Annotated in this window: 15 protein-coding genes and 2 pseudogenes; 9 read left to right on the plus strand and 8 right to left on the minus strand. The window is 73.6% G+C overall.

The features are described from left to right. Positions 1-370: 370 nt before the first annotated feature. Positions 371-460: pseudogene (locus ACZ6EJ_RS24130) on the plus strand (XRE family transcriptional regulator); the annotation flags it as partial. A gap of 55 nt (positions 461-515) precedes the next feature. Then, a pseudogene (locus ACZ6EJ_RS24135) lies at positions 516-623 on the plus strand (DUF397 domain-containing protein); the annotation flags it as partial. A 64-nt stretch (positions 624-687) separates the two neighbouring features. Here ACZ6EJ_RS24135 and ACZ6EJ_RS24140 read toward each other — a convergent pair. After that, on the minus strand, positions 688-1,587 hold the full coding sequence (locus ACZ6EJ_RS24140) for a D-alanyl-D-alanine carboxypeptidase family protein (protein ID WP_469269905.1): 900 nt from the start codon (positions 1,585-1,587) through the stop codon (positions 688-690). A 181-nt stretch (positions 1,588-1,768) separates the two neighbouring features. Between ACZ6EJ_RS24140 and ACZ6EJ_RS24145 the strand changes: the two genes are divergently transcribed. Both ACZ6EJ_RS24145 and ACZ6EJ_RS24150 read left to right on the plus strand, forming a co-directional pair. Then, positions 1,769-2,434 carry a GntR family transcriptional regulator gene (locus tag ACZ6EJ_RS24145; RefSeq protein ID WP_469269907.1) on the plus strand — a complete coding sequence of 222 codons (666 nt, stop codon included), beginning with the start codon at positions 1,769-1,771 and terminating at the stop codon, positions 2,432-2,434. Further along, positions 2,431-3,735: an MFS transporter gene (locus ACZ6EJ_RS24150; RefSeq protein ID WP_469269909.1), complete on the plus strand. Its 1,305-nt coding sequence runs from the start codon at positions 2,431-2,433 to the stop codon at positions 3,733-3,735. The genes ACZ6EJ_RS24145 and ACZ6EJ_RS24150 overlap by 4 nt, the downstream gene beginning before the upstream one ends. 37 nt (positions 3,736-3,772) lie before the next feature. Here ACZ6EJ_RS24150 and ACZ6EJ_RS24155 read toward each other — a convergent pair whose 3' ends face one another. Then, entirely contained in the window at positions 3,773-4,597 is an 825-nt protein-coding gene (locus tag ACZ6EJ_RS24155) for a maleylpyruvate isomerase family mycothiol-dependent enzyme (RefSeq protein WP_469269911.1), read from the minus strand. 354 nt (positions 4,598-4,951) lie between these two features. On the opposite strand from ACZ6EJ_RS24155, the gene ACZ6EJ_RS24160 reads away from it, so the two are divergent. Then, positions 4,952-5,743, plus strand: a complete 792-nt coding sequence (locus ACZ6EJ_RS24160; protein ID WP_469269912.1) for a carbon-nitrogen family hydrolase — start codon at positions 4,952-4,954, stop codon at positions 5,741-5,743. 114 nt (positions 5,744-5,857) lie between these two features. Then, on the plus strand, positions 5,858-7,675 hold the full coding sequence (locus tag ACZ6EJ_RS24165; protein WP_469269914.1) for an NHL domain-containing thioredoxin family protein: 1,818 nt from the start codon (positions 5,858-5,860) through the stop codon (positions 7,673-7,675). 45 nt (positions 7,676-7,720) lie between these two features. Here the strand turns inward: ACZ6EJ_RS24165 and ACZ6EJ_RS24170 are convergent, their stop codons facing one another. The 5 genes from ACZ6EJ_RS24170 to ACZ6EJ_RS24190 form a co-directional block, all read right to left on the minus strand. Continuing rightward, positions 7,721-8,455 carry a DUF4232 domain-containing protein gene (locus ACZ6EJ_RS24170; RefSeq protein WP_469269916.1) on the minus strand — a complete coding sequence of 245 codons (735 nt, stop codon included), beginning with the start codon at positions 8,453-8,455 and terminating at the stop codon, positions 7,721-7,723. Positions 8,456-8,619: 164 nt separating this feature from the next. Beyond that, positions 8,620-11,448, minus strand: coding sequence for an AfsR/SARP family transcriptional regulator (locus ACZ6EJ_RS24175; RefSeq protein WP_469269917.1), 2,829 nt, complete (start codon positions 11,446-11,448; stop codon positions 8,620-8,622). A 134-nt stretch (positions 11,449-11,582) separates the two neighbouring features. Beyond that, the gene (locus ACZ6EJ_RS24180; RefSeq protein WP_469269919.1) at positions 11,583-11,804 is read right to left on the minus strand and encodes a DUF6458 family protein; all 222 of its coding nucleotides are present in this window, start codon (positions 11,802-11,804) and stop codon (positions 11,583-11,585) included. A gap of 103 nt (positions 11,805-11,907) precedes the next feature. Then, a complete protein-coding gene (locus ACZ6EJ_RS24185) occupies positions 11,908-13,206 on the minus strand; it encodes a M18 family aminopeptidase (protein WP_469269921.1) in 1,299 nt (432 codons plus the stop codon). A 160-nt stretch (positions 13,207-13,366) separates the two neighbouring features. Continuing rightward, positions 13,367-15,193 carry an acyl-CoA dehydrogenase gene (locus tag ACZ6EJ_RS24190; RefSeq protein ID WP_469269922.1) on the minus strand — a complete coding sequence of 609 codons (1,827 nt, stop codon included), beginning with the start codon at positions 15,191-15,193 and terminating at the stop codon, positions 13,367-13,369. 166 nt (positions 15,194-15,359) lie between these two features. On the opposite strand from ACZ6EJ_RS24190, the gene ACZ6EJ_RS24195 reads away from it, so the two are divergent. The 3 genes from ACZ6EJ_RS24195 (at position 15,360) to ACZ6EJ_RS24205 (ending at position 18,171) form a co-directional block, all read left to right on the plus strand. After that, on the plus strand, positions 15,360-15,809 hold the full coding sequence (locus tag ACZ6EJ_RS24195; protein WP_469269924.1) for an SseB family protein: 450 nt from the start codon (positions 15,360-15,362) through the stop codon (positions 15,807-15,809). A gap of 199 nt (positions 15,810-16,008) precedes the next feature. Beyond that, on the plus strand, positions 16,009-16,965 hold the full coding sequence (locus tag ACZ6EJ_RS24200; RefSeq protein WP_469269926.1) for a pirin family protein: 957 nt from the start codon (positions 16,009-16,011) through the stop codon (positions 16,963-16,965). 144 nt (positions 16,966-17,109) lie between these two features. Beyond that, positions 17,110-18,171 carry an AI-2E family transporter gene (locus ACZ6EJ_RS24205; protein WP_469269928.1) on the plus strand — a complete coding sequence of 354 codons (1,062 nt, stop codon included), beginning with the start codon at positions 17,110-17,112 and terminating at the stop codon, positions 18,169-18,171. 39 nt (positions 18,172-18,210) lie between these two features. Here ACZ6EJ_RS24205 and ACZ6EJ_RS24210 read toward each other — a convergent pair whose 3' ends face one another. Further along, entirely contained in the window at positions 18,211-20,364 is a 2,154-nt protein-coding gene (locus ACZ6EJ_RS24210) for an ATP-binding SpoIIE family protein phosphatase (RefSeq protein WP_469269930.1), read from the minus strand. Between the last annotated feature and the right edge of the window lie 57 nt (positions 20,365-20,421).

Below are 20,421 nucleotides of genomic sequence, written 5' to 3' on the forward strand. Positions count from 1 at the left end.
CACAAGCCCGCCCCCCCCCCCTCCCCCCCCCTCCTCTCCCCCCCCCCCCCACCCCCCCCCCCCCCCCCCCCCCCCCCCCCCCCCCCCCCCCCCCCCCCCCCCCCCCCCCCCCCCCCCCCCCCCCGCCGGCATGTCCGGCCCTCACCGTACGGCGAGTTCGGCGTACCCGGTCCTCCCCACCGTGCGCGGCTCGACGCCCCGGTTCGTCGGCGAGCCGCGCGACGAGCAGGGGCCCGCACTCGTGGCAGTCGTCGGCGTCGGGCTCGCGGTGGGCCGGTCGGAGCCATCGCTTCCGGCGCAGGGCCTCCTCGCGGTCGGGAACGCGGAATGGGACGACCCGAACGAGATCGAGCGCTTCGTCGAGGCGAAGATGGCACGGCGGGCGCGTCTCGCGGACAGCGCTCCGCTGGTCCTGTGGGCCATCGTCCCCGAGGGAGCCCCGCGTCAACTGGTCGGCGGCCGCGAAGTGACGCGGGCCCAATGGGAGCACCTGGCGGAGGCGGCCGCCGAGCCACCGTACCGTCGCCGTCCGCGACTCCAAGCGCCCCGGCGGCTCCGTCCTCACCGTGGCCCCGGCCGCCTGGGACGCCTTCACGGCCGGCCTGCGCCGCCGGCGGCCGTAGGAACGACCGAGGGGCCCGGTCCGCACGAGTCGTGCGGACCGGGCCCCTGCGCGTGGGGTCCGGGCTACTTCTTGAACCCGTAGTCCAGCAGCTTCTTCGCGTCGGCGGTGCGGTTCGCCTCGGAGGTGGAGGTGAGCACCGTGCCGATGACGGTCTTGCCGCCGCGCGTCGCGGCGAAGACCAGGCAGTACTTGGCGGTCGGGCCGGAGCCGGTCTTGACGCCGGTCGCACCGCTGTAGCTGCCGAGCAGCTTGTTGGTGTTGGTCCACGCCATGTAGCGGTAGCCGCCGGTCTTCGTGACGACCTTCTGCTTCGTCGACTTGGTCTTGACGACCCAGCGGAACGTGGAGTTCTTCATCGCCTTGCTGGCGATCTTCGTCAGGTCGCGGGGGGTCGAGTAGTTGTTCCCGCTCCCTATGCCGTCGAACGAGTCGAAGCGGGTGTTCGTCAGCTTGAGGCTCTTGGCCATGGCGTTCATCTTGCCGATGAACGACTTCACCCGCGCCGCACGGGTCGTGCCGGAGCCGAACTTGTCGGCCAGGGCGTACGCGGCGTCGCACCCCGAGGGGAGCATCAGACCGTAGAGGAGCTGGCCGACCGAGACCTTGTCGCCCACGATCAGCCGCGCGGAGGAGGCGTTCTTGGAGACGATGTAGTCGCTGTACGCCTTCTGGATCGTGACCTTGGTGTTCATGTTGACGTTCTTCTGGGACAGCACCACCAGTGCGGTCATGATCTTGGTGGTCGACCCGGTGGCGCGGCGGGTGTCCGCCGCCTTGGTGAAGAGCGTCTTGCCGGTGCCGTCGTTCATCACGTAGCCACCCGCGGCGACGATCGACGGGGTCGGCGGTGCGGCGGCGTGCGCCGTGGCGCCGAAGGCGCCGCCTGCGAGCACCGCGCCGGCGGTGAGCGTCACGGTGGCCGTGACCGTGACGCGATTGATGCGCTTGATGCCGTTTTTCAAGTGAAAGCTCCAAATGCCCCTGGTAGGCGGCCACATAAGGGTGCCGCTCGGTGATAGGACGCTTGGGAGGGGCCGATGGATGTGCTCCCGAACGGATTAATTCGGCGGGTCGCGCCGCGCACCGGTTCCGCGCTCCGGGCCGTGCGCCCCGCCGCGCCCGTGTTGTATCTATGCTGTGCACATGCCTGTCACGCCTCCCGCTCCCTCCCTCAAGCCCCCGCCCGCCGCCGAGCGCGTCTACACGCACGTCAAGGAGGCGGTCCTGGACCGCCGCTACGAGGGCGGGACGCTGCTCACCGAGGGGGATCTCGCGGACGCGGTGGGGGTGTCGCGCACACCCGTGCGGGAGGCCCTGCTGCGGCTGGAGGTGGAGGGGCTGATCAAGCTCTACCCGAAGAAGGGCGCTCTGGTGCTCGCCGTCTCCGCGCAGGAGATCAAGGACGTGGTGGAGACCCGGTTGCTCATCGAGGAGTTCGCGGCGCGCAAGGCGGTGCCGGCCTCCGCGCGGTTGGTCGGACGGCTGGAGGAGCTGCTGCGGGAGCAGCGGCAGTTGGCGCGGGACGGTGACCTGGCGGCCGTCGCCGTCGCGGACCGGTGCTTCCATGCGGAGATCGTGCGCAACGCGGGCAACGAGATCCTCGCGCGCCTCTACGACCAGTTGCGGGACCGCCAGTTGCGCATGGGCGTCGCGGTGATGGAGGCCCATCCCGGCAGGATCGAGGCCAACATCACCGAGCACGGCGAGCTGCTGGAGGCGATCCGGGCCGGGGACGCGGAGGGCGCAGCGCGGGCCGTGCGCGCCCACGTGGGCCGGGTGCGGGTGCTGATGCGCGGGGAGGACCGGTGAGCGCCGCCCCCGCCCTGCCGCTGCCCGGCGATCCGCCCGGCGGGCCGCGCGCCGCCCGGATCTGGGGCATCGGCGTCGCCGTCTACTTCGTCGCGATCATCTTCCGTACGAGTCTGGGGGTCGCCGGACTCGACGCCGCCGACCGGTTCCACGTCAACGCCTCCGCGCTGTCCACGTTCTCCATCCTCCAACTCCTGGTCTACGCGGGGATGCAGATACCCGTCGGACTGATGGTGGACCGGCTCGGCACCAAGAGGGTCCTCACCATCGGGGCCGTCCTGTTCACCGCCGGCCAGCTCGGCTTCGCGCTCTCCCCCTCGTACGGCATGGCCCTGGCCGCGCGGGCGCTGCTCGGCTGCGGCGACGCGATGACGTTCATCAGCGTGCTGCGGCTCGGCGGCCGCTGGTTCCCGGCCCGGCGCGGCCCGCTGATCGGCCAGGTCGCCGCGCTGTTCGGGATGGCGGGGAACCTCGTCTCCACGCTCCTCATCGCCCGCGCGCTGCACGGCTACGGCTGGACCGCGACCTTCGTCGGCAGCAGTGCGGCGGGCGTGGTCGTGCTGGCGCTGCTCCTGCTCTTCCTCAAGGACCACCCCGAGGGGCACGAGCCGCCGCCCGCCGAGCGCGCCGGAGCCGCGTACGTCCGCCGTCAGATCGCCGCCGCCTGGCGGGAGCCCGGCACCCGGCTCGGGATGTGGGTGCACTTCACCACGCAGTTCCCGGCCATGGTGTTCCTGCTGCTGTGGGGGATGCCGTTCCTCGTGGAGGCGCAGGGGCTGAGCCGCGGGACGGCGGGCACGCTGCTCACCCTGGTCGTGCTGTCCAACATGGTGGTGGGGCTCGTCTACGGGCAGGTCATCGCCCGCCACCACGGGGCGCGGGCGCCCATCGCGCTGGCCACGGTGGCGGTGACGGCGCTGCTCTGGGCCGCCGTGATCTTCTACCCGGCCGACCGCGCGCCGATGGGGCTGCTGGTCGCCCTGTGCGCGGTCCTCGGAGCCTGCGGGCCCGCCTCGATGATCGGCTTCGACTTCGCCCGGCCCGCCAATCCGCCCGAGCGCCAGGGCACCGCCTCCGGCATCGTCAACATGGGCGGCTTCGTCGCCTCGATGACCACGCTGTTCGCCGTCGGCGTCCTGCTGGACGCGACGGGCGACGACTACCGCACCGCGTTCGCCTCGGTCTTCGTCCTGGAGGCCCTCGGCGTCACCCAGATCCTGCGGCTGCGCCGCCGGGCGGCCGCCAGGGAGCGCGAGCACCACGTGGTCAGCCGGGTCGAGGCCGTGCACGTGCCCGTGTAGCCCTGCGGCCGCACCGTCCGGGGCGGGGCCGGTGGCGTCAGGGCGTGACGGCGAAGTTGTCCAGGATCGCGGCCGCCAGCTCCTGGTCGCCCTCGATCTTGACCCGGTCGGCGACCGCGCCGGGGCGGACCCGGCCGCAGGCGAGGCGGACGTACGTCTCCCAGTCCAGTGACAGCGTCACGGCCGGGCCCAGCGACGGCGCCCCGTCGACCGAGCCGCGGCCCTCGGCGTCCACCCGCACGGTCCGCAGGAACTCGACCGGGCCGTGCACGTCGATGACGACCGCCGAACTGGCGGGCGCCCCCGCGTCCTTGGCGACCACCTTCGGCAGCGCCGCGAGCAGGGTGTCGCGGACGACGTACGCACCGGCGGAGTCCAGGTTGCCGGGCTGCCCGAGCGCGGCGCGCAGGTCCTGCTCGTGCACCCAGAGGTCGAACGCCCGCATGTGCAGCGCCGTCTCCAGGGTCTGCTCGGCCCCCAGCGGCGCACGGACCAGGGTGTCGGGGGCGCGCGACTCGTTGCGGAGCTGGCGGGCCCGGCGGATCAGCACGTACTCCAGCTCGGAGGTCATCTCCGGAGCGGTGTGGTGGCGCCGGACGTCGACCTGCATCTCCATGTAGCGGGCGAAGTCGCTCCGTACGTGGTAGAGGTCGCGCGGCAGGGTGTGGATCGGCCGGGGATCGCCGAGCATCTCGCACTCCATGCCGATGACGTGCGACACGATGTCGCGCACCGACCAGGCCGGGCAGGGCGTACGGCGGTTCCACTCGCTCTCGGCCAGGGGCATCACCAGCTCGGCGATGGCCTCGACGGAGTGTGTCGCGGCGTCGGCGTAGTTCTGGAGGCTGGGATGGACGGTCACGGGACCCCTCGTGCGGTTCTGCGGTGCATGGGCTGGAGAGCAGGGAGCGGCGGCGTAGGAGCCGGCGCTGACGGCGCTGTCGGCGGGCTGCGGGTGAGGTTCGGCGGTTGGGACCGGCCGGTGTCCTGGGGCGGCGTCGCGGGCGGGGGCGCCGGCGGACGCGACGTCGTCGAGGGCCATGGCCGCGCCAGGCCCCGACCCTCCGCCGTGCGGCCGCACGTACTTCAGCTCCCCTCCGCTCCCGCCCCAAGTACCGGTCGGTCCACGTTACGCTGCGGGCAGGCACCCCGGCAGTGCTTTCGTGTGACGATCGTAGGCCCGTGTTGACGGCTCGAATGCCAGGACGGTGGTAGTGTGCGCGCCTCCCTCATCCAGATCGCAGTAGACCCGGACGAATCGACCGATGCCCGGCGGCGGCGGGCGACTTCGCTCGTCATCGAGCAGCGGGGGGCCGACCTGGTGGTCCTCCCCGAGCTGTGGCCGGTCGGGGCGTTCGCCTACGCGGCCTTCGCCGCCGAGGCCGAACCGCTCCGGGGCCCCACCCACGACGCGATGGCCTCCGCGGCCGCGGAGGCCGGCGTCTGGCTGCACGCGGGCTCGTTCGTCGAACGGGCCGAGGACGGCACGCTCTACAACACCACGCTCGTCTTCTCGCCCCGCGGCGAGCTGTCGGCGGTCTACCGCAAGATCCACCGCTTCGGCTTCGACCAGGGCGAGGCGGTCATGATGGGCGCGGGCGACGAGCTGGTCACGGTCGCCCTGCCGCAGACCACCCTGGGCCTCGCCACCTGCTACGACCTGCGCTTCCCGGAGCAGTTCCGCGGACTCGTCGACGCGGGCGCCGAGACGCTCGTCGTCGCGGCCGGCTGGCCGGAGCGCAGGCGCGCCCACTGGACGCTGCTGGCCCAGGCCCGCGCCGTGGAGAACCAGGCGTACGTCCTCGCGGTGGGGACGGCGGGCAGCCACGCGGATGTCCAGCAGGCCGGGCACAGCATCGTCGTCGACCCGTGGGGCGAGGTGCTGGCCCAGGCGGGCGCGGACGAGGAGGTCCTGAGCGTCGAGCTGGACCCGAAGAAGGTGCGCACGACCCGCGAGCAGTTCCCGGCGCTGAAGGACCGCCGCCTCGGTCTCGCCCAGCCGTCCTGACCGCGCCGGTGCGCGGGGCGCGGATGTTTCACGTGAAACACGGACGAGAAGCGTCCCGCGCCCCGTCGGGGCCCCGTGGAATGCGCGCGCCGGGCGGCGGTGTTGACTGGTGGCATGGCAACACGTGCACGCGTCCGCGCCCCCGAACTCATCGGCAAGGGCGGCTGGCTCAATACCGGCGACCAGCAGTACACCCTCGCTGACCTGCGAGGACGCATCGTCATTCTCGACTTCTGGACGTTCTGCTGTGTGAACTGTCTGCATGTCCTGGACGAGCTGCGCGAGCTGGAGGAGAAGCACCGCGACACCGTGGTGATCGTCGGAGTCCACTCCCCGAAGTTCGTCCACGAGGCCGAGCACCAGGCCGTCGTCGACGCCGTCGAGCGCTACGGGGTCCACCACCCGGTCCTCGACGACCCCGAGCTGGCCACCTGGAAGCAGTACGCCGTACGGGCCTGGCCCACGCTCGTCGTCATCGACCCCGAGGGCTATGTCGTCGCCCAGCACGCGGGCGAGGGCCACGCCCACGCCATCGAGAGGCTCGTCGAGGAGCTGGAGGCCGAGCACGCCGCCAAGGGCACGCTCCGCCGGGGCGACGGCCCGTACGTCGCGCCCGAACCGGTGGCCACGCATCTGCGCTTCCCCGGCAAGGCCCTGCTCCTGCCGGACGGCGGCTTCCTCGTCTCCGACACCACCCGGCACCGGCTGGTCGAGCTGGACGCCGACGGCGAGACCGTACGGCGCGGCTTCGGCGCCGGGGTCCGGGGCCTGGCCGACGGCGGTCCGGACGAAGCCCGGTTCAGCGAGCCGCAGGGGCTCGCCCTCCTCCCCGACGGGCGCGTGGCCGTCGCGGACACCGTCAACCACGCGATCCGGGCCCTCGACCTCACGACCGGGGTGACGACGACCCTCGCCGGCACCGGCCGCCAGTGGTGGCAGGGGACGCCGACCAGCGGGCCGGCGCGCGAGGTGGACCTCTCCTCGCCGTGGGACGTCGCCTGGTACGCGGACCGGCTCTGGATCGCCATGGCGGGCGTGCACCAGCTCTGGACGTACGACCCCGAGGCCGGGACCGTGCGCGTCGCCGCCGGGACCACCAACGAGGGGCTGGTCGACGGGCCGGGCGCGGAGGCCTGGTTCGCCCAGCCGTCCGGGCTCGCCGTCTCCGCGGACGGCGAGCGGCTCTGGGTCGCCGACGCGGAGACCTCCGCCCTGCGCCACGTGGACCGGGACGGGCACGTGCGCACCGCGGTCGGCGCCGGCCTCTTCGACTTCGGCCACCGCGACGGAGCCGCCGACCAGGCGCTCCTCCAGCACCCGCTCGGCGTGACCGCGCTGCCGGACGGGTCCGTCGCGATCAGCGACACGTACAACCACGCGCTGCGCCGGTACGACCCGGACTCCGGCGAGGTCACCACCCTCGCCACCGACGTGCGCGAGCCGAGCGGCGCGGTGCTGGTCGACGGCGACCTCGTCGTCGTCGAGTCCGCCCGCCACCGGCTGACCCGCCTCCGGCTCCCCGAGGAGGCGGTACGGGTGGCCGACCGGGCGCACCGCACCCGGCGGGCCGCCACCGAGGTCGCTCCGGGCGCCCTCCGGCTCGACGTCGTGTTCCAGGCGCCCGCCGGGCAGAAGCTGGACACCCGCTACGGGCCCTCGACCCGGCTGCTGGTCTCCTCCACCCCGCCCGAACTGCTGGCGGAGGGCGCCGGAACCGGTACGGACCTGGGGCGCGACCTGGTCCTCGCGGACGGGTGCACCGAGGGCGTCCTGCACGTCTCCGCGATGGCCGCGTCCTGCGACGACGACCCGGCCAACGAGTACCCGGCCTGCCATGTGCACCAACAGGACTGGGGCGTCCCCGTCCGCGTGACCGCGGAGGGAACGCCCCGGCTGCCGCTGGTGCTGGCAGGGATGGACGAGCAGGGCTGAGGGTCGGGCGGCGGTGCGCCGCCCGACCGCCGACCGGTGGCCGGCTCAGAACTCGTCGGCGCCGTTGCGCAGCTGGGGGGTCCAGTAGCCGGTCGCCCACTTCGCCGGGTTCACGGCGATGCCGCCCTGGCCCGGAGCGTGCACCGCGGCCTGGCCGCTGCCGCCCTCCAGCATCACGGAGAAGTCCGTCACCACCTCGTTGGGCTCGTCGACGCCGCCGTTCGACAGCCGGACCAGCGCGTAGGCGGGAGCGCCCGGAGCGAGCACGACGGGGGCGGCGGGCTTGCTCTTGGCGACCGGGGGGACGTTTTCGCGGTGGCTCTCCAGGAACTGGATCTGCGGGAAGCCGCTGATCCGGCAGCTCTTGCCCGAGGTGTTCTTGGCGGTCAGCACGATGTGGGTGTAGGGCGGGCCGTCCTGCCGCTCGGCGCTGATGGCGACGTCCTTGACGGCGCACAGGCGGGGCGACGCGGTCGTGGACCCGGCGGCCTTCTGCACCGTGCCGGAGCCGGCGGCGGCCTTCGTCGACGTGCCGGCGGCCTGCGTGGCGGCGGAGCCGGAGTCGGTGGCGCTCTCGGCCGTGCCCTCGCCGCCGTCGGCCTGCGCGCCGCCCGCCTGCTCACCGGTCTTCACCGGGGCGGTGGTGGTCGTGGAGTCGTTGGCGGCGGGACCGGCCGACTTGGTGCCGGTGCCCCCCTCGCCGCAGGCGGTGAGGGTGAGGGCGAGGGCGGCCGTGGTCGCGGCGGCGAGGACGGTGGTGCGGTTGCGGAAGGCGCGCATGGAGATTCCCCCGAGGAGACGGTGCGGCGAACGCCCGGTCAAGACGGTCGCCTCTGAGCTGCTGACAGGGATGACTCTGCCCGCGTCCGCTCACGTATCGCTGTCGTCCCGCTGACGTTCCGCTGACGTCCCGGCCGCCGTCGACCGGACGGCCGCGCGCGGGCTCAGCCCTCGTCGGCGAGCCGCCGGAGCGCCTGGTCGTGGCGCAGCCGGTACTCCGTCCGCGCCGTCACCCGCAGCAGCGCCTCCAGCGCCCGTACGGCGCCCTCGTCGTAACCGGCCTGCTCGGCCTCGCGGGCGGCCCGGTCCAGCAACCGGATGCCCTCGTCCTCGTCGCCCAGCGCCAGGCAGGCCTCGCCGCTGACGGCCAGCAGGAGCGCGCGGCGCGCCGCCTCCTCGTGCTCGGGGCCCAGGGCCAGCGCGGTCCGGGCGGAGGCGAGGGCGTCGGCGGGGCGGCGGGCGGTGAGCTGCAACCGGGCCAGGTGCTGGAGGGCGAGCATCTCGGTGTACGCGTGCCGCTCCCGGCGGGCCAGCTCCACGGCGCGGGCGCACCCCTCCAGCGCCGTGTCGAGCGAGCCCAGTTCGGCCTGGACGACGGCCAGGTTGATCAGCGCGGTGGCCTCGCCCAACGGGTCGCCGGCGTTCCGGGCCAGCTCGGGCGAGCCCTCCAGCAGGGCGGCCGCCTCGGCGGTGCGGCCCTCCTCCGTCAGCACCCAGCCCAGCAGGGTGAGCACCCGCGACTCGGCGTACGCGTCCTTCTCGGCGCGGGCCGACTCCAGGGCCAGTTCCAGCAGCGGGGACCAGGAGTCCCGCACCCGGCACACCACCTGCGGCCACTGGAGCAGGACGATCCGCCAGGCCCGGTCGTGGAGCCCGGCGTCCCGCGCCGCGACGGCCGCCAGCGCCAGGTCCTCGCGCTCGGCCGCCAGCCAGCCCATCGCCGCCGCGCGGTCGGCGAAGTCCTGGACGGCGGCGGGCCGCCGGTGGCCGTCCGGGAGCACGAAGCAGGGTTCCCCGCCGGGCTCGGCGGCGTGGGCGGCGGCCAGGGCGGTGGCGATGTAGTGGTCGAGGACGCCGACGAGGGCCTCCGGCGCGGACGAGGGGTCCAGGCCGCGGGCGTAGAGGCGCACCAGGTCGTGCAGGGTCCAGCGGCCGGGCCCGGTCTCGGTGACGAGGTGGGCGGCGCCCAGCCGCTCCAGCGCCGCCGACGCGGCGGCCGGGCCGGTCCCGGCGAGGGCGGCGGCCGTGTACGGGTCGACGTGGCCGCCCGGGTGGTGGCCGAGCCGGGCGAGCTGGTGGACGGCCTCGGGCGGCAGGTGCTGGACGGTCAGCCGCAGCGCGGCCGCCACGCCGGTGTCGTCCACGTCGAGGCAGGCCAGGCGGCCGCGTTCGTCGGCCAGTTCGTCGGCGAGCGTCGCGAGCGTCCAGCGGGGCCGCCCGGCCAGTCGGGCGGCGGTGACGCGCAGCGCGAGCGGCAGTCCGCCGCACAGCTCGGCGAGCCGTCGGGCGGCCACCGGTTCGGCCAGCACCCGCTCCTCCCCCAGGACCCCGGCGAGCAGGGCGATGCCGTCGTCGGCGGGGAGCGTGTCCAGCGGGACGGGCCGGGCGGCGTCCGAGGCGATGAGCCCCTCCAGCCGGTGGCGGCTGGTGACCAGCGTGACGCAGTCCGCGCCGCCCGGCAGCAGCGGCCGGACGGTGGCGGAGTCGCGGGCGTTGTCCAGGACCACCAGCAGCCTGCGCCGGTCCGTCAGGGAGCGGAAGAGCGCGGCGGCCGCCGGGACGGACTCCGGGACCCGGCGCGGGGCGACGCCGAGGGCGAGCAGGAACTCCCGCAGGACGTCGATGAGCGCGGGCTCGCCGGCCTCGCTGAACCCGCGCAGGTCCGCGAAGAGCCGCCCGTCGGGGAAGAGCGCCGGCGTGCGGTGCGCCCACTGGAGGGCCAGCGCGGTCTTGCCGACCCCGGCGGGCCCGGTCACCAGGCACACGGGGGCCTCGCCCGCCGCGGCGCGGGTGAGCGCGGCCAGTTCGGCGGTGCGGCCGTGGAAGCCGCGGGGGGCGCGGGGGAGGAGGTCGGCGGGGTGCGGTTCGGCGGGGTCGGGCGGCGGGAGGGGGCGCGCCGCGGGGAGCGCCGGCGAGGCCTTCTCCGTGCCGGTGGCGGGGTCGGTCCCCTCGTCGGCCGCGACGGGGGCCGGGCCGGGGCTCTCGCCGTCCGGGGCGGGCGCCGGGGCGGAGGCCGCCGGCTGCGCCGCCGTCGTCTCGCCGCGCAGGATCAGCGCGTACGCGTCGGCCAGCTCGTGCCCAGGATCGATGCCCAGTTCGTCGGCGAGCAGCCGCCGTGTGCGGTGGAAGCGGTCCAGGGCCTCCGACTGCCGGCCCGCCCGGTAGAGGGCGAGCATCAGCTCGGCGGCCAGCGGCTCGCGCAGCGGGTGCGCCGTCGTCTCCGCCGCCAGCAGGGCCGCGGCGCGGTGGTGTTCGCCCAGCGCTCCGTAGGTGCGGGCGAGCTGTTCGACCGCCGCCAGCCGCGACTCCTCCAGCGAGTGCGCGGCCGCCCGGAGCGGGGGACCGGCGAAGGCCCCGTTGAGCGCCGGGCCCTGCCACAGGGACAGGGCCTCCTTGAGCATCAGCACGGTGTCGTGCGGGTCGCGCTGCTCCCGCGCGAGCATCAGCAGTTCCTCGAACCGCTGGGCGTCCAGCAGACTCTCCGGGGCCCGCAGCAGGTAGGCGTCGCCGAGGGTGACCAGCTCCACCCCGTACGCCTCGGCGTCCGCGCCGACCAGCAGGGCGCGCAGCCGGGACACATGCCCCTGGATGACGCTCCGGGCGCGCGGCGGCGGTTCGTCGTCCCACAGGGACTCCGCCAGCCGTCCGAGCGACACGGGCGTGTTGGCGGAGAGCAGCAGGGCGGCGAGCAGGCTGCGCCGCTTGGCGGGACCCAGCGGCAGCGGTCCGCCGAACGTTTCGACGGAGACCGTGCCGAGCAGCCGGAACTCCACGAGCGGCTCCTCTTCCGGGTGGGACGCGTCCGCGGTGGGGCGCGGAATCCCTCCCAGAATATCGGGGTCACCCGTGGGCGAACGCAGGGCCGCCGGGCCCGGCTACGGCCGGCGGCCGAACGCACCGCAGGTCATCAGGTGTAGCGCTGCTCGTCCTCCTGGACGACCGTGGTGGTGGGCGGCACGACCATGCGGCGGCGCCGCGCGATGCTCATGTACACGAAGACCCCGATGAGTCCGACGAGCATCATGATCCAGCCGACCAGGTCGACGTTGACGGTGTCCATCTGCCAGTCGGTGGCGAACGCCAGGATCGCGCCGGCACCGATCAGGAGAATGCATCCTCCGAGTCCCATGACTTACGCCTCCTCAACCGCCCGGTGAGTCCGAGCCGGTGTACGGGTCGCGTACCCCGGCCGGGAACAACCATGTCCCGTACGGTCGTTGAGCCGTGGACGGTCAGCCCGCCAGGAACGCGGCCAGCGCGTTGGCCAGCAGATACGGGTCGTCGGCGCCGCACAGTTCCCGTGCGCTGTGCATGGAGAGGATCGCGACGCCGATGTCCACGGTCTGGATGCCGTGGCGGGCCGCGGTGATCGGTCCGATGGTCGTGCCGCAGGGCATCGCGTTGTTGGAGACGAAGGACTGCCACGGCACGCCCGCCTTCTCGCAGGCCGCGGCGAACACCGCGCGGCCGCTGCCGTCGGTGGCGTACCGCATGTTGACGTTGACCTTGAGGATCGGCCCGCCGTTGGCGACCGGGTGGTGCGTCGGGTCGTGCCGCTCGGCGTAGTTGGGGTGCACGGCGTGGCCGGTGTCGGAGGAGAGGCAGACGGTGCCGGCGAAGGCGCGGGCGCGGTCCTCGTACGAGCCGCCGCGGGCGAAGACCGAGCGCTCCAGCACCGAGCCCAGCAGCGGCCCGTCGGCCCCGGTGTCGGACTGCGAGCCGTTCTCCTCATGGTCGAAGGCGGCCAGCACCGGGATGAAGGGGATCTCGGCGTCGGGCAGCCCGGCGACGGCGGCCAGGGCGGCGGTCGCGGCGTGCACCGACAGGAGGTTGTCCATCCGGGGCCCGGCGACCAGCTCCCGGTCCCGGCCCAGGTACGAGGGCGGCTCGATGGCGTGCGGCATCAGGTCCCAGCCGGTGACGTCCGCCGCCTCGACGCCGGCCTCCTCGGCGACGAAGCGGATCAGGTCGCCCTCCTCGACGTCGCCGAGCCCCCAGATCGGCTGCATGTGCTTCTGCCGGTCGAGCTTGAGCCCGTCGGTGTTGGCCGACCGGTCCAGGTGCACGGCCAGTTGCGGCACGCGCAGCAGCGCCCGGTCGATGTTGACGAGCCGGTGGGTGCCGTCGCGCAGCGAGATCCGCCCGGCGAGGCCGAGGTCGCGGTCGAGCCAGGTGTTGAGCAGGGTGCCGCCGTAGACCTCGACGGCGATCTGCCGCCAGCCGTGCGCACCGGTGTCGGGCAGCGGCTTGACGCGCAGGTTCGGGGAGTCGGTGTGCGCCCCGGCGATCCGGAACGGGGTGTGCGCCCGCGCGCCCTCCGGCACGTACCAGGCGACGATCGCCCCGCCGCGCAGCACGTACTTCCCCCCGGTCGTCGCGTCCCAGGCGTCGGTCTCCTCGACCTGCCGGAAACCCGCCTCCTCCAGCCGCGCGGCGGCGTTGGCGACGGCGTGGTACGGGGACGGGCTGGCCGCCAGGAAGGACATCAGGTCATCGGTGTGCGCGCGGTCGAACCGGAGGGGAGAACTCATGTTCTTCACTGTAACGAGGACCGGGCATCCGCCATCCGGTGACGGCGCGGTCGGCGGCCCCGCGCCCGGCCCGTGCCGCCGCGCCGGCCGGGCGCACGGACGCCGCCGCCCCGAGGTTGCGGGCGGCGGCGTCGGTGGTCGGCCGGTCAGGACGGGGTGGTCAGAACGCGGCCTCGTCCAGCTCCATCAGGGAGTTGTCGACGGACTCGGCGAGCGCGCGCTCGGTGGAGACGCCCGGCAGGACGTTCGCCGCGAAGAACTTCGCGGCGGCGATCTTGCCCCGGTAGAAGGCGGCGTCGCGGGCGGGGGCGCTGGGCAGCTTCTCGGCGGCCACGGCCGCGCCCCGCAGCAGCAGGTAGCCGACGACGACGTCGCCGGAGGCCATCAGCAGGCGGGTGGTGTTGAGGCCCACCTTGTAGATGTTCTTGACGTCCTCGCCGGTCGCGGTGAGGTCGGTGATCATCGTGCCGACGATCGCCTCCAGGTCCGCGGCCGCCGTGGCGAGCGAGTCCAGCGCCGGGGCCAGCTCCTCGTTGCCCTGGTGGCCCGCGAGGAACTTCTTGATCTCCTCGGAGAGCGTGTTGAGCGAGGCGCCCTGGTCGCGGACGATCTTGCGGAAGAAGAAGTCCTGGCCCTGGATCGCGGTGGTGCCCTCGTAGAGGGTGTCGATCTTCGCGTCCCGGATGTACTGCTCGACCGGGTACTCCTGGAGGTACCCGGAGCCGCCGAACGTCTGGAGGGACTGCGCCAACTGCTCGTAGGACTTCTCGGAGCCGTAGCCCTTGACGATCGGCAGCAGCAGGTCGTTGAGGCCGTTCAGCGCCTTGGCGTCCTCGCCCGCGGCCTCCTGCTGCTGGATCGCGTCCTGGACCGAGGCGGTGTACAGCACGAGGGCGCGCATCCCCTCGGCGTACGCCTTCTGCGTCATGAGCGAGCGGCGCACGTCGGGGTGGTGCGTGATGGTGACCTTGGGCGCGGTCTTGTCCATGAAGTTCGCCAGGTCGGGACCCTGGACGCGCTCCTTGGCGTACTCCAGCGCGTTGAGGTAGCCGGTGGAGAGGGTGGCGATGGCCTTCGTGCCGACCATCATGCGGGCGAACTCGATGATGCGGAACATCTGGCGGATGCCGTCGTGCTTGTCGCCGATCAGCCAGCCCTTGGCGGGGTGCCGGTCGCCGAACGTCATCTCGCAGGTGTTGGACGCCTTGAGGCCCATCTTGTGCTCGACGTTGGTGGCGTAGACGCCGTTGCGCTCGCCCAGCTCGCCGGTGGTCCAGTCGAAGTGGAACTTCGGGACCATGAAGAGCGACAGGCCCTTGGTGCCCGGTCCCGCGCCCTCGGGGCGGGCCAGCACGTAGTGGATGATGTTCTCGGACATGTCGTGCTCGCCCGAGGTGATGAAGCGCTTCACGCCCTCGATGTGCCAGGAGCCGTCCTCCTGCCGCACGGCCTTGGTCCGCCCGGCGCCCACGTCCGAGCCGGCGTCCGGCTCGGTGAGCACCATCGTCGAGCCCCACTGCTTCTCGACGGCTATCTCCGCGATCTTCTTCTGCTCCTCGTTGCCCTCCTCGAAGAGGATGCCGGCGAAGGCGGGGCCGGAGGAGTACATCCAGACGGCCGGGTTCGACCCGAGCAGCAGCTCCGCGTAGCCCCAGATCAGGGAGCGGGGGGCGGTGGTGCCGCCGATCTCCTCGGGGAGGCCGAGGCGCCAGTACTCGGAGTCCATGAAGGCCTGGTACGACGCCTTGAAGCTCGCCGGGACCGGCGCGGTCCGGGTCTCCGGGTCGAAGACCGGCGGGTTGCGGTCGGCGTCGGCGAAGGAGTCGGCCAGCTCGTTCTCCGCGAGACGGGCGATCTCCTCCAGGATGCTCTTGGCGGTGTCGACGTCCATCTCCGCGAACGGACCGGTGCCGTAGAGCTGGTCGCGCCCGAGGACCTCGAAGAGGTTGAACTCGATGTCGCGGAGATTCGACTTGTAGTGCCCCATGGGAAGGCTCCGTAATCAATAGCAGTGGCGCGCGGCGCCCCGGAGAGCGAACGGGTCGGGCGTCAGGCGGACAGAGGTCCAGCAGCTCACCCGTACGATGATGCTACCCGTCAGTAATAAGGCGCAACCCCTCAAGCCGCAGATGTGTCCGATTACTCTTTGCGGCATGTACGGCTACGACCAGAACCCTGGTGCTCAGCAGCAGATGGGTCAGATGGGCGGCGGCTACGGGGAGCAGCCGCTCTACCCCGAACCGTCGCCGCCCTCCCTGGCCGACGCGGTCCGGGCCTTCACCACCGGCTCCCTGTCCGCGGAGGACTTCCAGCAGATCTTCGCCTCGTCGAAGGTCTACTGCCCGCGCGGCGACAACCCCGGCTTCCTCGCCCTCCACAACACGCAGCAGCCGGTGATCCCGATGTTCACCACGCTCAAGGAGCTGCGACGCTACGCGGGCAAGGACTCCAAGTACTTCGTGATCACCGGCGCCGAGGTGATCGACCTGCTGCCGACGGGCTACGGCTTCGTCCTGGACATGGAGGGCGACCACCGGATGGTCTTCGACGCCAAGGCCGTCGAGCAGATGGTCGACTTCGCGATGCGCCGCATGTACGGCTAGTCGGTCCACGCCGTGGTGCCGCGCCGCGCGCGGTTGGCCTGCGGTTTCGTTGTACGGGCGAGGGCCCGCGCCGGAAGGGGCGCGGGCCCTTCCGGCTGTCCGGGGGTGGTGCGGGCCCGGTGGGGAATGCCGCACGCCTTGCAAGATGTTCACCGTTCAACTAAATTCGTCGCAGAACACTCGCCCGGAGGTGGCTTCCATGCCCGCAGTGACCGTCGACAATCCGCTGACCCTGCCCAAGGTGGCCGTACCGGGTGAGGCCGCCGCCCGCCCCGTGCTCACCGTCACCACCGCGCCCAGCGGATTCGAGGGCGAGGGCTTCCCGGTCCGCCGCGCGTTCGCGGGCATCGATCACCGGCGCCTGGACCCGTTCATCCTGATGGACCAGATGGGTGAGGTGGACTACGCGGCCGGCGAGCCGAAGGGGACGCCCTGGCACCCGCACCGCGGGTTCGAGACCGTCACCTACCTCATCGACGGGAGCTTCATCCACCAGGACTCCCACGGCGGCGGCGGCACCATCGAGAACGGCGACACCCAGTGGATGACCGCCGGCTCGGGCCTGCTGCACATCGAGGCGCCCCCGGAGTCGCTCGTCATGTCCGGCGGGCTCTTCCACGGCCTCCAGCTCTGGGTCAACCTGCCGAAGGCCGACAAGATGATGGCCCCCCGCTACCAGGACATCCGCGGCGGCCAGGTCCAGCTCCTCGCCTCCCCCGACGGCGGCGCGCTGCTCAGGGTCATCGCCGGCGAGCTGGACGGCCACCAGGGTCCGGGCATCACCCACACCCCGATCACGATGATCCACGCCACCGTGCGGCCCGGCGCCGAGGTGACCCTGCCGTGGCGCGAGGAGTTCAACGCGCTCGCCTACGTCCTGGCCGGGCGCGGCACGGTCGGCGCGGAGCGCCGCCCCGTCCGCCTCGGGCAGACCGCGGTGTTCGGCTCCGGCGGCTCGCTGACCGTCCGCGCGGACGAGCGGCAGGACGGCAACACCCCGGACCTGGAGGTCGTCCTGCTCGGCGGCCGCCCGATCCGGGAGCCGATGGCGCACTACGGGCCCTTCGTGATGAACAGTCAGGCCGAGCTGCGGCAGGCCTTCGAGGACTTCCAGGCGGGCCGCCTCGGCAGCGTCCCCGCGGTCCACGGCATGTGACACACCGGCACTCACGCCGGGGGGCGCGTCCGCGGCGCGGTGTGCACGCTCCCGTCCGCCCGCCGCTTCCGCCGGGTGACGGTCCGTCACCCGTACGGGGGCGGCGGGCGGGACAGGCGGCGTACGCCGTGGTCGGGTGGGAGGGTGCCCGCACACGAGCCCCTGCTCCCCGACAGCGCCCGGCGCACGGCGGCCTGGTGCGCCGTCCTCCTGCTCGTCGCGGGCGTCGCCGCCGTCGCGATCTGGCTGGTCGTCGCCCTGAAGACCGCGGTCACCCCGGTCCTGCTGGCCCTGCTCGGCACCGCGCTGCTCAGCCCCGTGCACCGCCGGCTCACCGCCCACGGCGTCAACCGGTCTCTGGCGGCGGGCCTCACGTGCGCGGCGCTCGTCGCGGTGGTGGGCGGGGCCGGGTACATCGTCGTCACCGCCCTCATCGACACCGGCGGCCAGATCGCCGCCTCGCTGAAGGACGCCGGGCAGTGGGTCGTCGACCACCTGGACATCGCCGGCGCCCCGGACGTGGACGACCTCGCCGGCGGCGCGAAGAACCTGTTCGAGAAGTTCGGGGCGAGCGCCGCCGGCGGCCTGCTCACCGGCATCAGCCTCGTCGGCTCCCTGGTCGCGACCGCCGTGCTGGCCCTGTTGCTGACCTTCTTCTTCCTGCGCGACTCCGACCGGGCCGTACGGCTCGCCCACAGGGTCGCCCCGCGCGGCACCGGCGACCTGGTGGAGGCCATGGGGCGGCGGGCCTTCGAGGCCGTCGAGGGCTTCATGCGCGGCACCACGTTCATCGCCCTGATCGACGCCTTCTGCATCACGGTGGGGCTGCTGGTCCTGGACGTGCCCGGAGCGGTGGGGCTCGGCGCGCTGGTCTTCGTCGGCGCGTACATCCCCTACCTCGGGGCGTTCATCTCCGGCGCCGTCGCGGTGCTCGTCGCGCTGGCCGACCGGGGGTTCGTGATCGCCCTGTGGGCGCTGGGGGTGGTGCTCGCGGTCCAGGTGCTGGAGGGCCATGTGCTCCAGCCGGTGATCCAGAGCCGCACGGTCCAGATGCACCCCGCCCTGGTGATGGTCGCGCTGACGGCCGGGGCCGGGGTGGCCGGGCTGCTCGGCATGTTGCTCGCCGTGCCCCTGTGCGCGGCGGCCGTCGGCATCCTCGGGGAGCTGCGCCGGGGTTCCGGCGCGCCGCCGACCGCCGGACCGTGAGGCCGTCCCGCCCCGCCCCGCCCCCGGACGGCGACGCCGTCAGGACGGGGCCGGCTCCTCCGGTACGACGGGCTCCTCCGGTACGTCCGACTCGTCCGACTCATCCGACTCGCACAGCTCGAACCAGATCGACTTCCCCTCGCCGCGCGGGTCCACCCCCCACGCGTCCGCCAGCATCTCCATCAGCACCAGCCCCCGCCCGCTGGAGGCCATCTCGCCGGGCCGCCGCTTGTGCGGCAGCTCGTCGCTGGCGTCGGCGACCTCGACGCGCAGCCGCCGCTCCCCCCGCTCCCCGGAGACCTCCGCGATCATCAGCGCGTCCCCGTCCGTGTGGACCAGCACGTTGGTGGCCATCTCGGAGACCATCAGGACCGCCGAGTCGACCTGGTCCGGGCCGGCCCAGTCGTGCAGCAGCTCGCGCACGAGCTGGCGGGCCACGGAGATCCGCTCGGGCTCGGCCTGCGCGATCGTCAGGGCGATGCGGCGCGGCGGCGTCCGCCGGGTGGGGGTGCTCTCGCGCCGCAGCACCAGGACCGCGATGTCGTCCTCGCGCCGGTCGGCGAGCGGCCCCGTCGTGTGGTGCGAGGTCGGCCCGTGCACGGCCTGGACCAGGGCGTCGGCCAACAGCTCCAGGTCCTCGGCGGGCTGCTCCAGGACCGGGCGCAGCCGCGTCCAGCCGGTGGCCATGTCGTGTCCGCCGGTCTCGATGAGCCCGTCCGTGCACAGCATGATCGTCTCGCCGGGCTCCAGCACCACGCGGGTGGTGGGGTAGTCCGCGTCGGTGTCGATGCCGAGCGGCAGCCCGCCCGCCGTCTGCCGGATCACCGCCGTGCCGTCGGAGCTGATCACCACCGGGTCCGGATGGCCCGCGCGGGCGATGTCCAGGACGCCGGTCTCCGGGTCCACCTCCGCGTACAGGCAGGTCGCGAAGCGGGGCGTCGGGGGTTCGTCGTCGCCCTCGACGCTCTCGTAGGCGTCGGTGAGCCCGGACAGGAACCGCGAGGCGCGGGCGAGCACCGCGTCCGGGCGGTGCCCCTCGGAGGCGTAGGCGCGCAGGGCGATGCGGAGCTGGCCCATCAGTCCGGCCGCCCGCACGTCGTGGCCCTGGACGTCGCCGATGACCAGGGCGATCCGGCCGTTGGGCAGCGCGATCATGTCGTACCAGTCGCCGCCGACCTGGAGCCCGCCGCCGGTCGGCACGTACCGCGCGGCCACCGCCATGCCGGGGATGCGCGGCCCCAGCGTCGGCATCATCGAGCGCTGGAGGCCGAGCGACAGTTCGCGTTCGGTCTCGGCGGCCCCGGCGCGGGCCAGGGCCTGGGCGAGCATCCGGGCGACGGTCGACAGGACGGCCCGCTCGTCGGGGGAGAACGCCACCGGGTGCCGGAACCCGGCCATCCAGGCGCCCATCGTGCGGCCCGAGGAGACCAGCGGCAGGAAGGCCCAGGACTGCCGTCCGAAGCGCCGGGCGAGCGACCAGGTGGCGGGGTAGCGGCGGCGGTACTCCTCGGGGGAGGGGAGGTAGATCGCACGGCCAGTGCGGACCACCTCGGCGGCCGGGTAGTCGGTCTCCAGCGGCATGTCGGAGAAGGGCTCCTCGTCGCCCAGGTTGTGGCCGTGGTGCCCGACGATCGTCAGCCGCCCTCCGGCGGAGCCGAAGACCGCGAGCCCGTCCGGGGAGAAGCCGGGCATGGACAGCGAGGCGGCGACCCGCAGGACCTCCTCCGTGGACCGGGCCTCCGCCAGCCCGCGTCCGGCGTCCAGGAGGAACGCCTCCCTGGAGCGCCGCCAGTCCCCGGTGATCGGCGTGCGGGCGGCGGAAGCGCCGTGGGTCGGCTCGGCGACCTCCTGGAGCGTGCCGATGAGGACGTAGTCACCGGGGTCCCGGCCCGACCGGATCACCGGCTTGGAGCGGCTGCGCACGGTACGGAGCACCTGCCCGCGCTCGTCCACGATGCGCAGCCGCGACTCGGCCAGGGTGCCCTCGACGACGGCGAGGTTCACCACCGCGTTGATCTCGTTCCAGTCGACCGGGTGGAAACGGGAGCGCACCGCCGAGTCCCGGTAGCTTCCGGGCACGGGGGGCAGGCCGAGCAGCCGGGCCGCCTCCGCGTCGAGCGTGACCGTGCCGGCTGCGTTGTCCCAGCGCCACAGGCCCGTCGCGATCGCGGCCAGGACTTCCTCGGTGCGCATTGCCCCACTTTAGGAAGATAAGTTCGGCGTACGCCACCGAGGGGACCCGGTCGGCGG

Source organism: Streptomyces sp. NPDC041970, assembly GCF_055588985.1.

Bases quoted from the DNA above. Each gene is read 5' to 3' on its own strand.
- ACZ6EJ_RS24185 (WP_469269921.1), bottom strand. From the start codon at position 13,206: ATGAGTTCTCCCCTCCGGTTCGACCGCGCGCACACCGATGACCTGATG.
- ACZ6EJ_RS24145 (WP_469269907.1), top strand. From the start codon at position 1,769: ATGCCTGTCACGCCTCCCGCTCCCTCCCTCAAGCCCCCGCCCGCCGCC.
- ACZ6EJ_RS24180 (WP_469269919.1), bottom strand. From the start codon at position 11,804: ATGGGACTCGGAGGATGCATTCTCCTGATCGGTGCCGGCGCGATCCTG.
- ACZ6EJ_RS24200 (WP_469269926.1), top strand. From the start codon at position 16,009: ATGCCCGCAGTGACCGTCGACAATCCGCTGACCCTGCCCAAGGTGGCC.
- ACZ6EJ_RS24170 (WP_469269916.1), bottom strand. From the start codon at position 8,455: ATGCGCGCCTTCCGCAACCGCACCACCGTCCTCGCCGCCGCGACCACG.
- ACZ6EJ_RS24195 (WP_469269924.1), top strand. From the start codon at position 15,360: ATGTACGGCTACGACCAGAACCCTGGTGCTCAGCAGCAGATGGGTCAG.
- ACZ6EJ_RS24210 (WP_469269930.1), bottom strand. From the start codon at position 20,364: ATGCGCACCGAGGAAGTCCTGGCCGCGATCGCGACGGGCCTGTGGCGC.
- ACZ6EJ_RS24190 (WP_469269922.1), bottom strand. From the start codon at position 15,193: ATGGGGCACTACAAGTCGAATCTCCGCGACATCGAGTTCAACCTCTTC.
- ACZ6EJ_RS24165 (WP_469269914.1), top strand. From the start codon at position 5,858: ATGGCAACACGTGCACGCGTCCGCGCCCCCGAACTCATCGGCAAGGGC.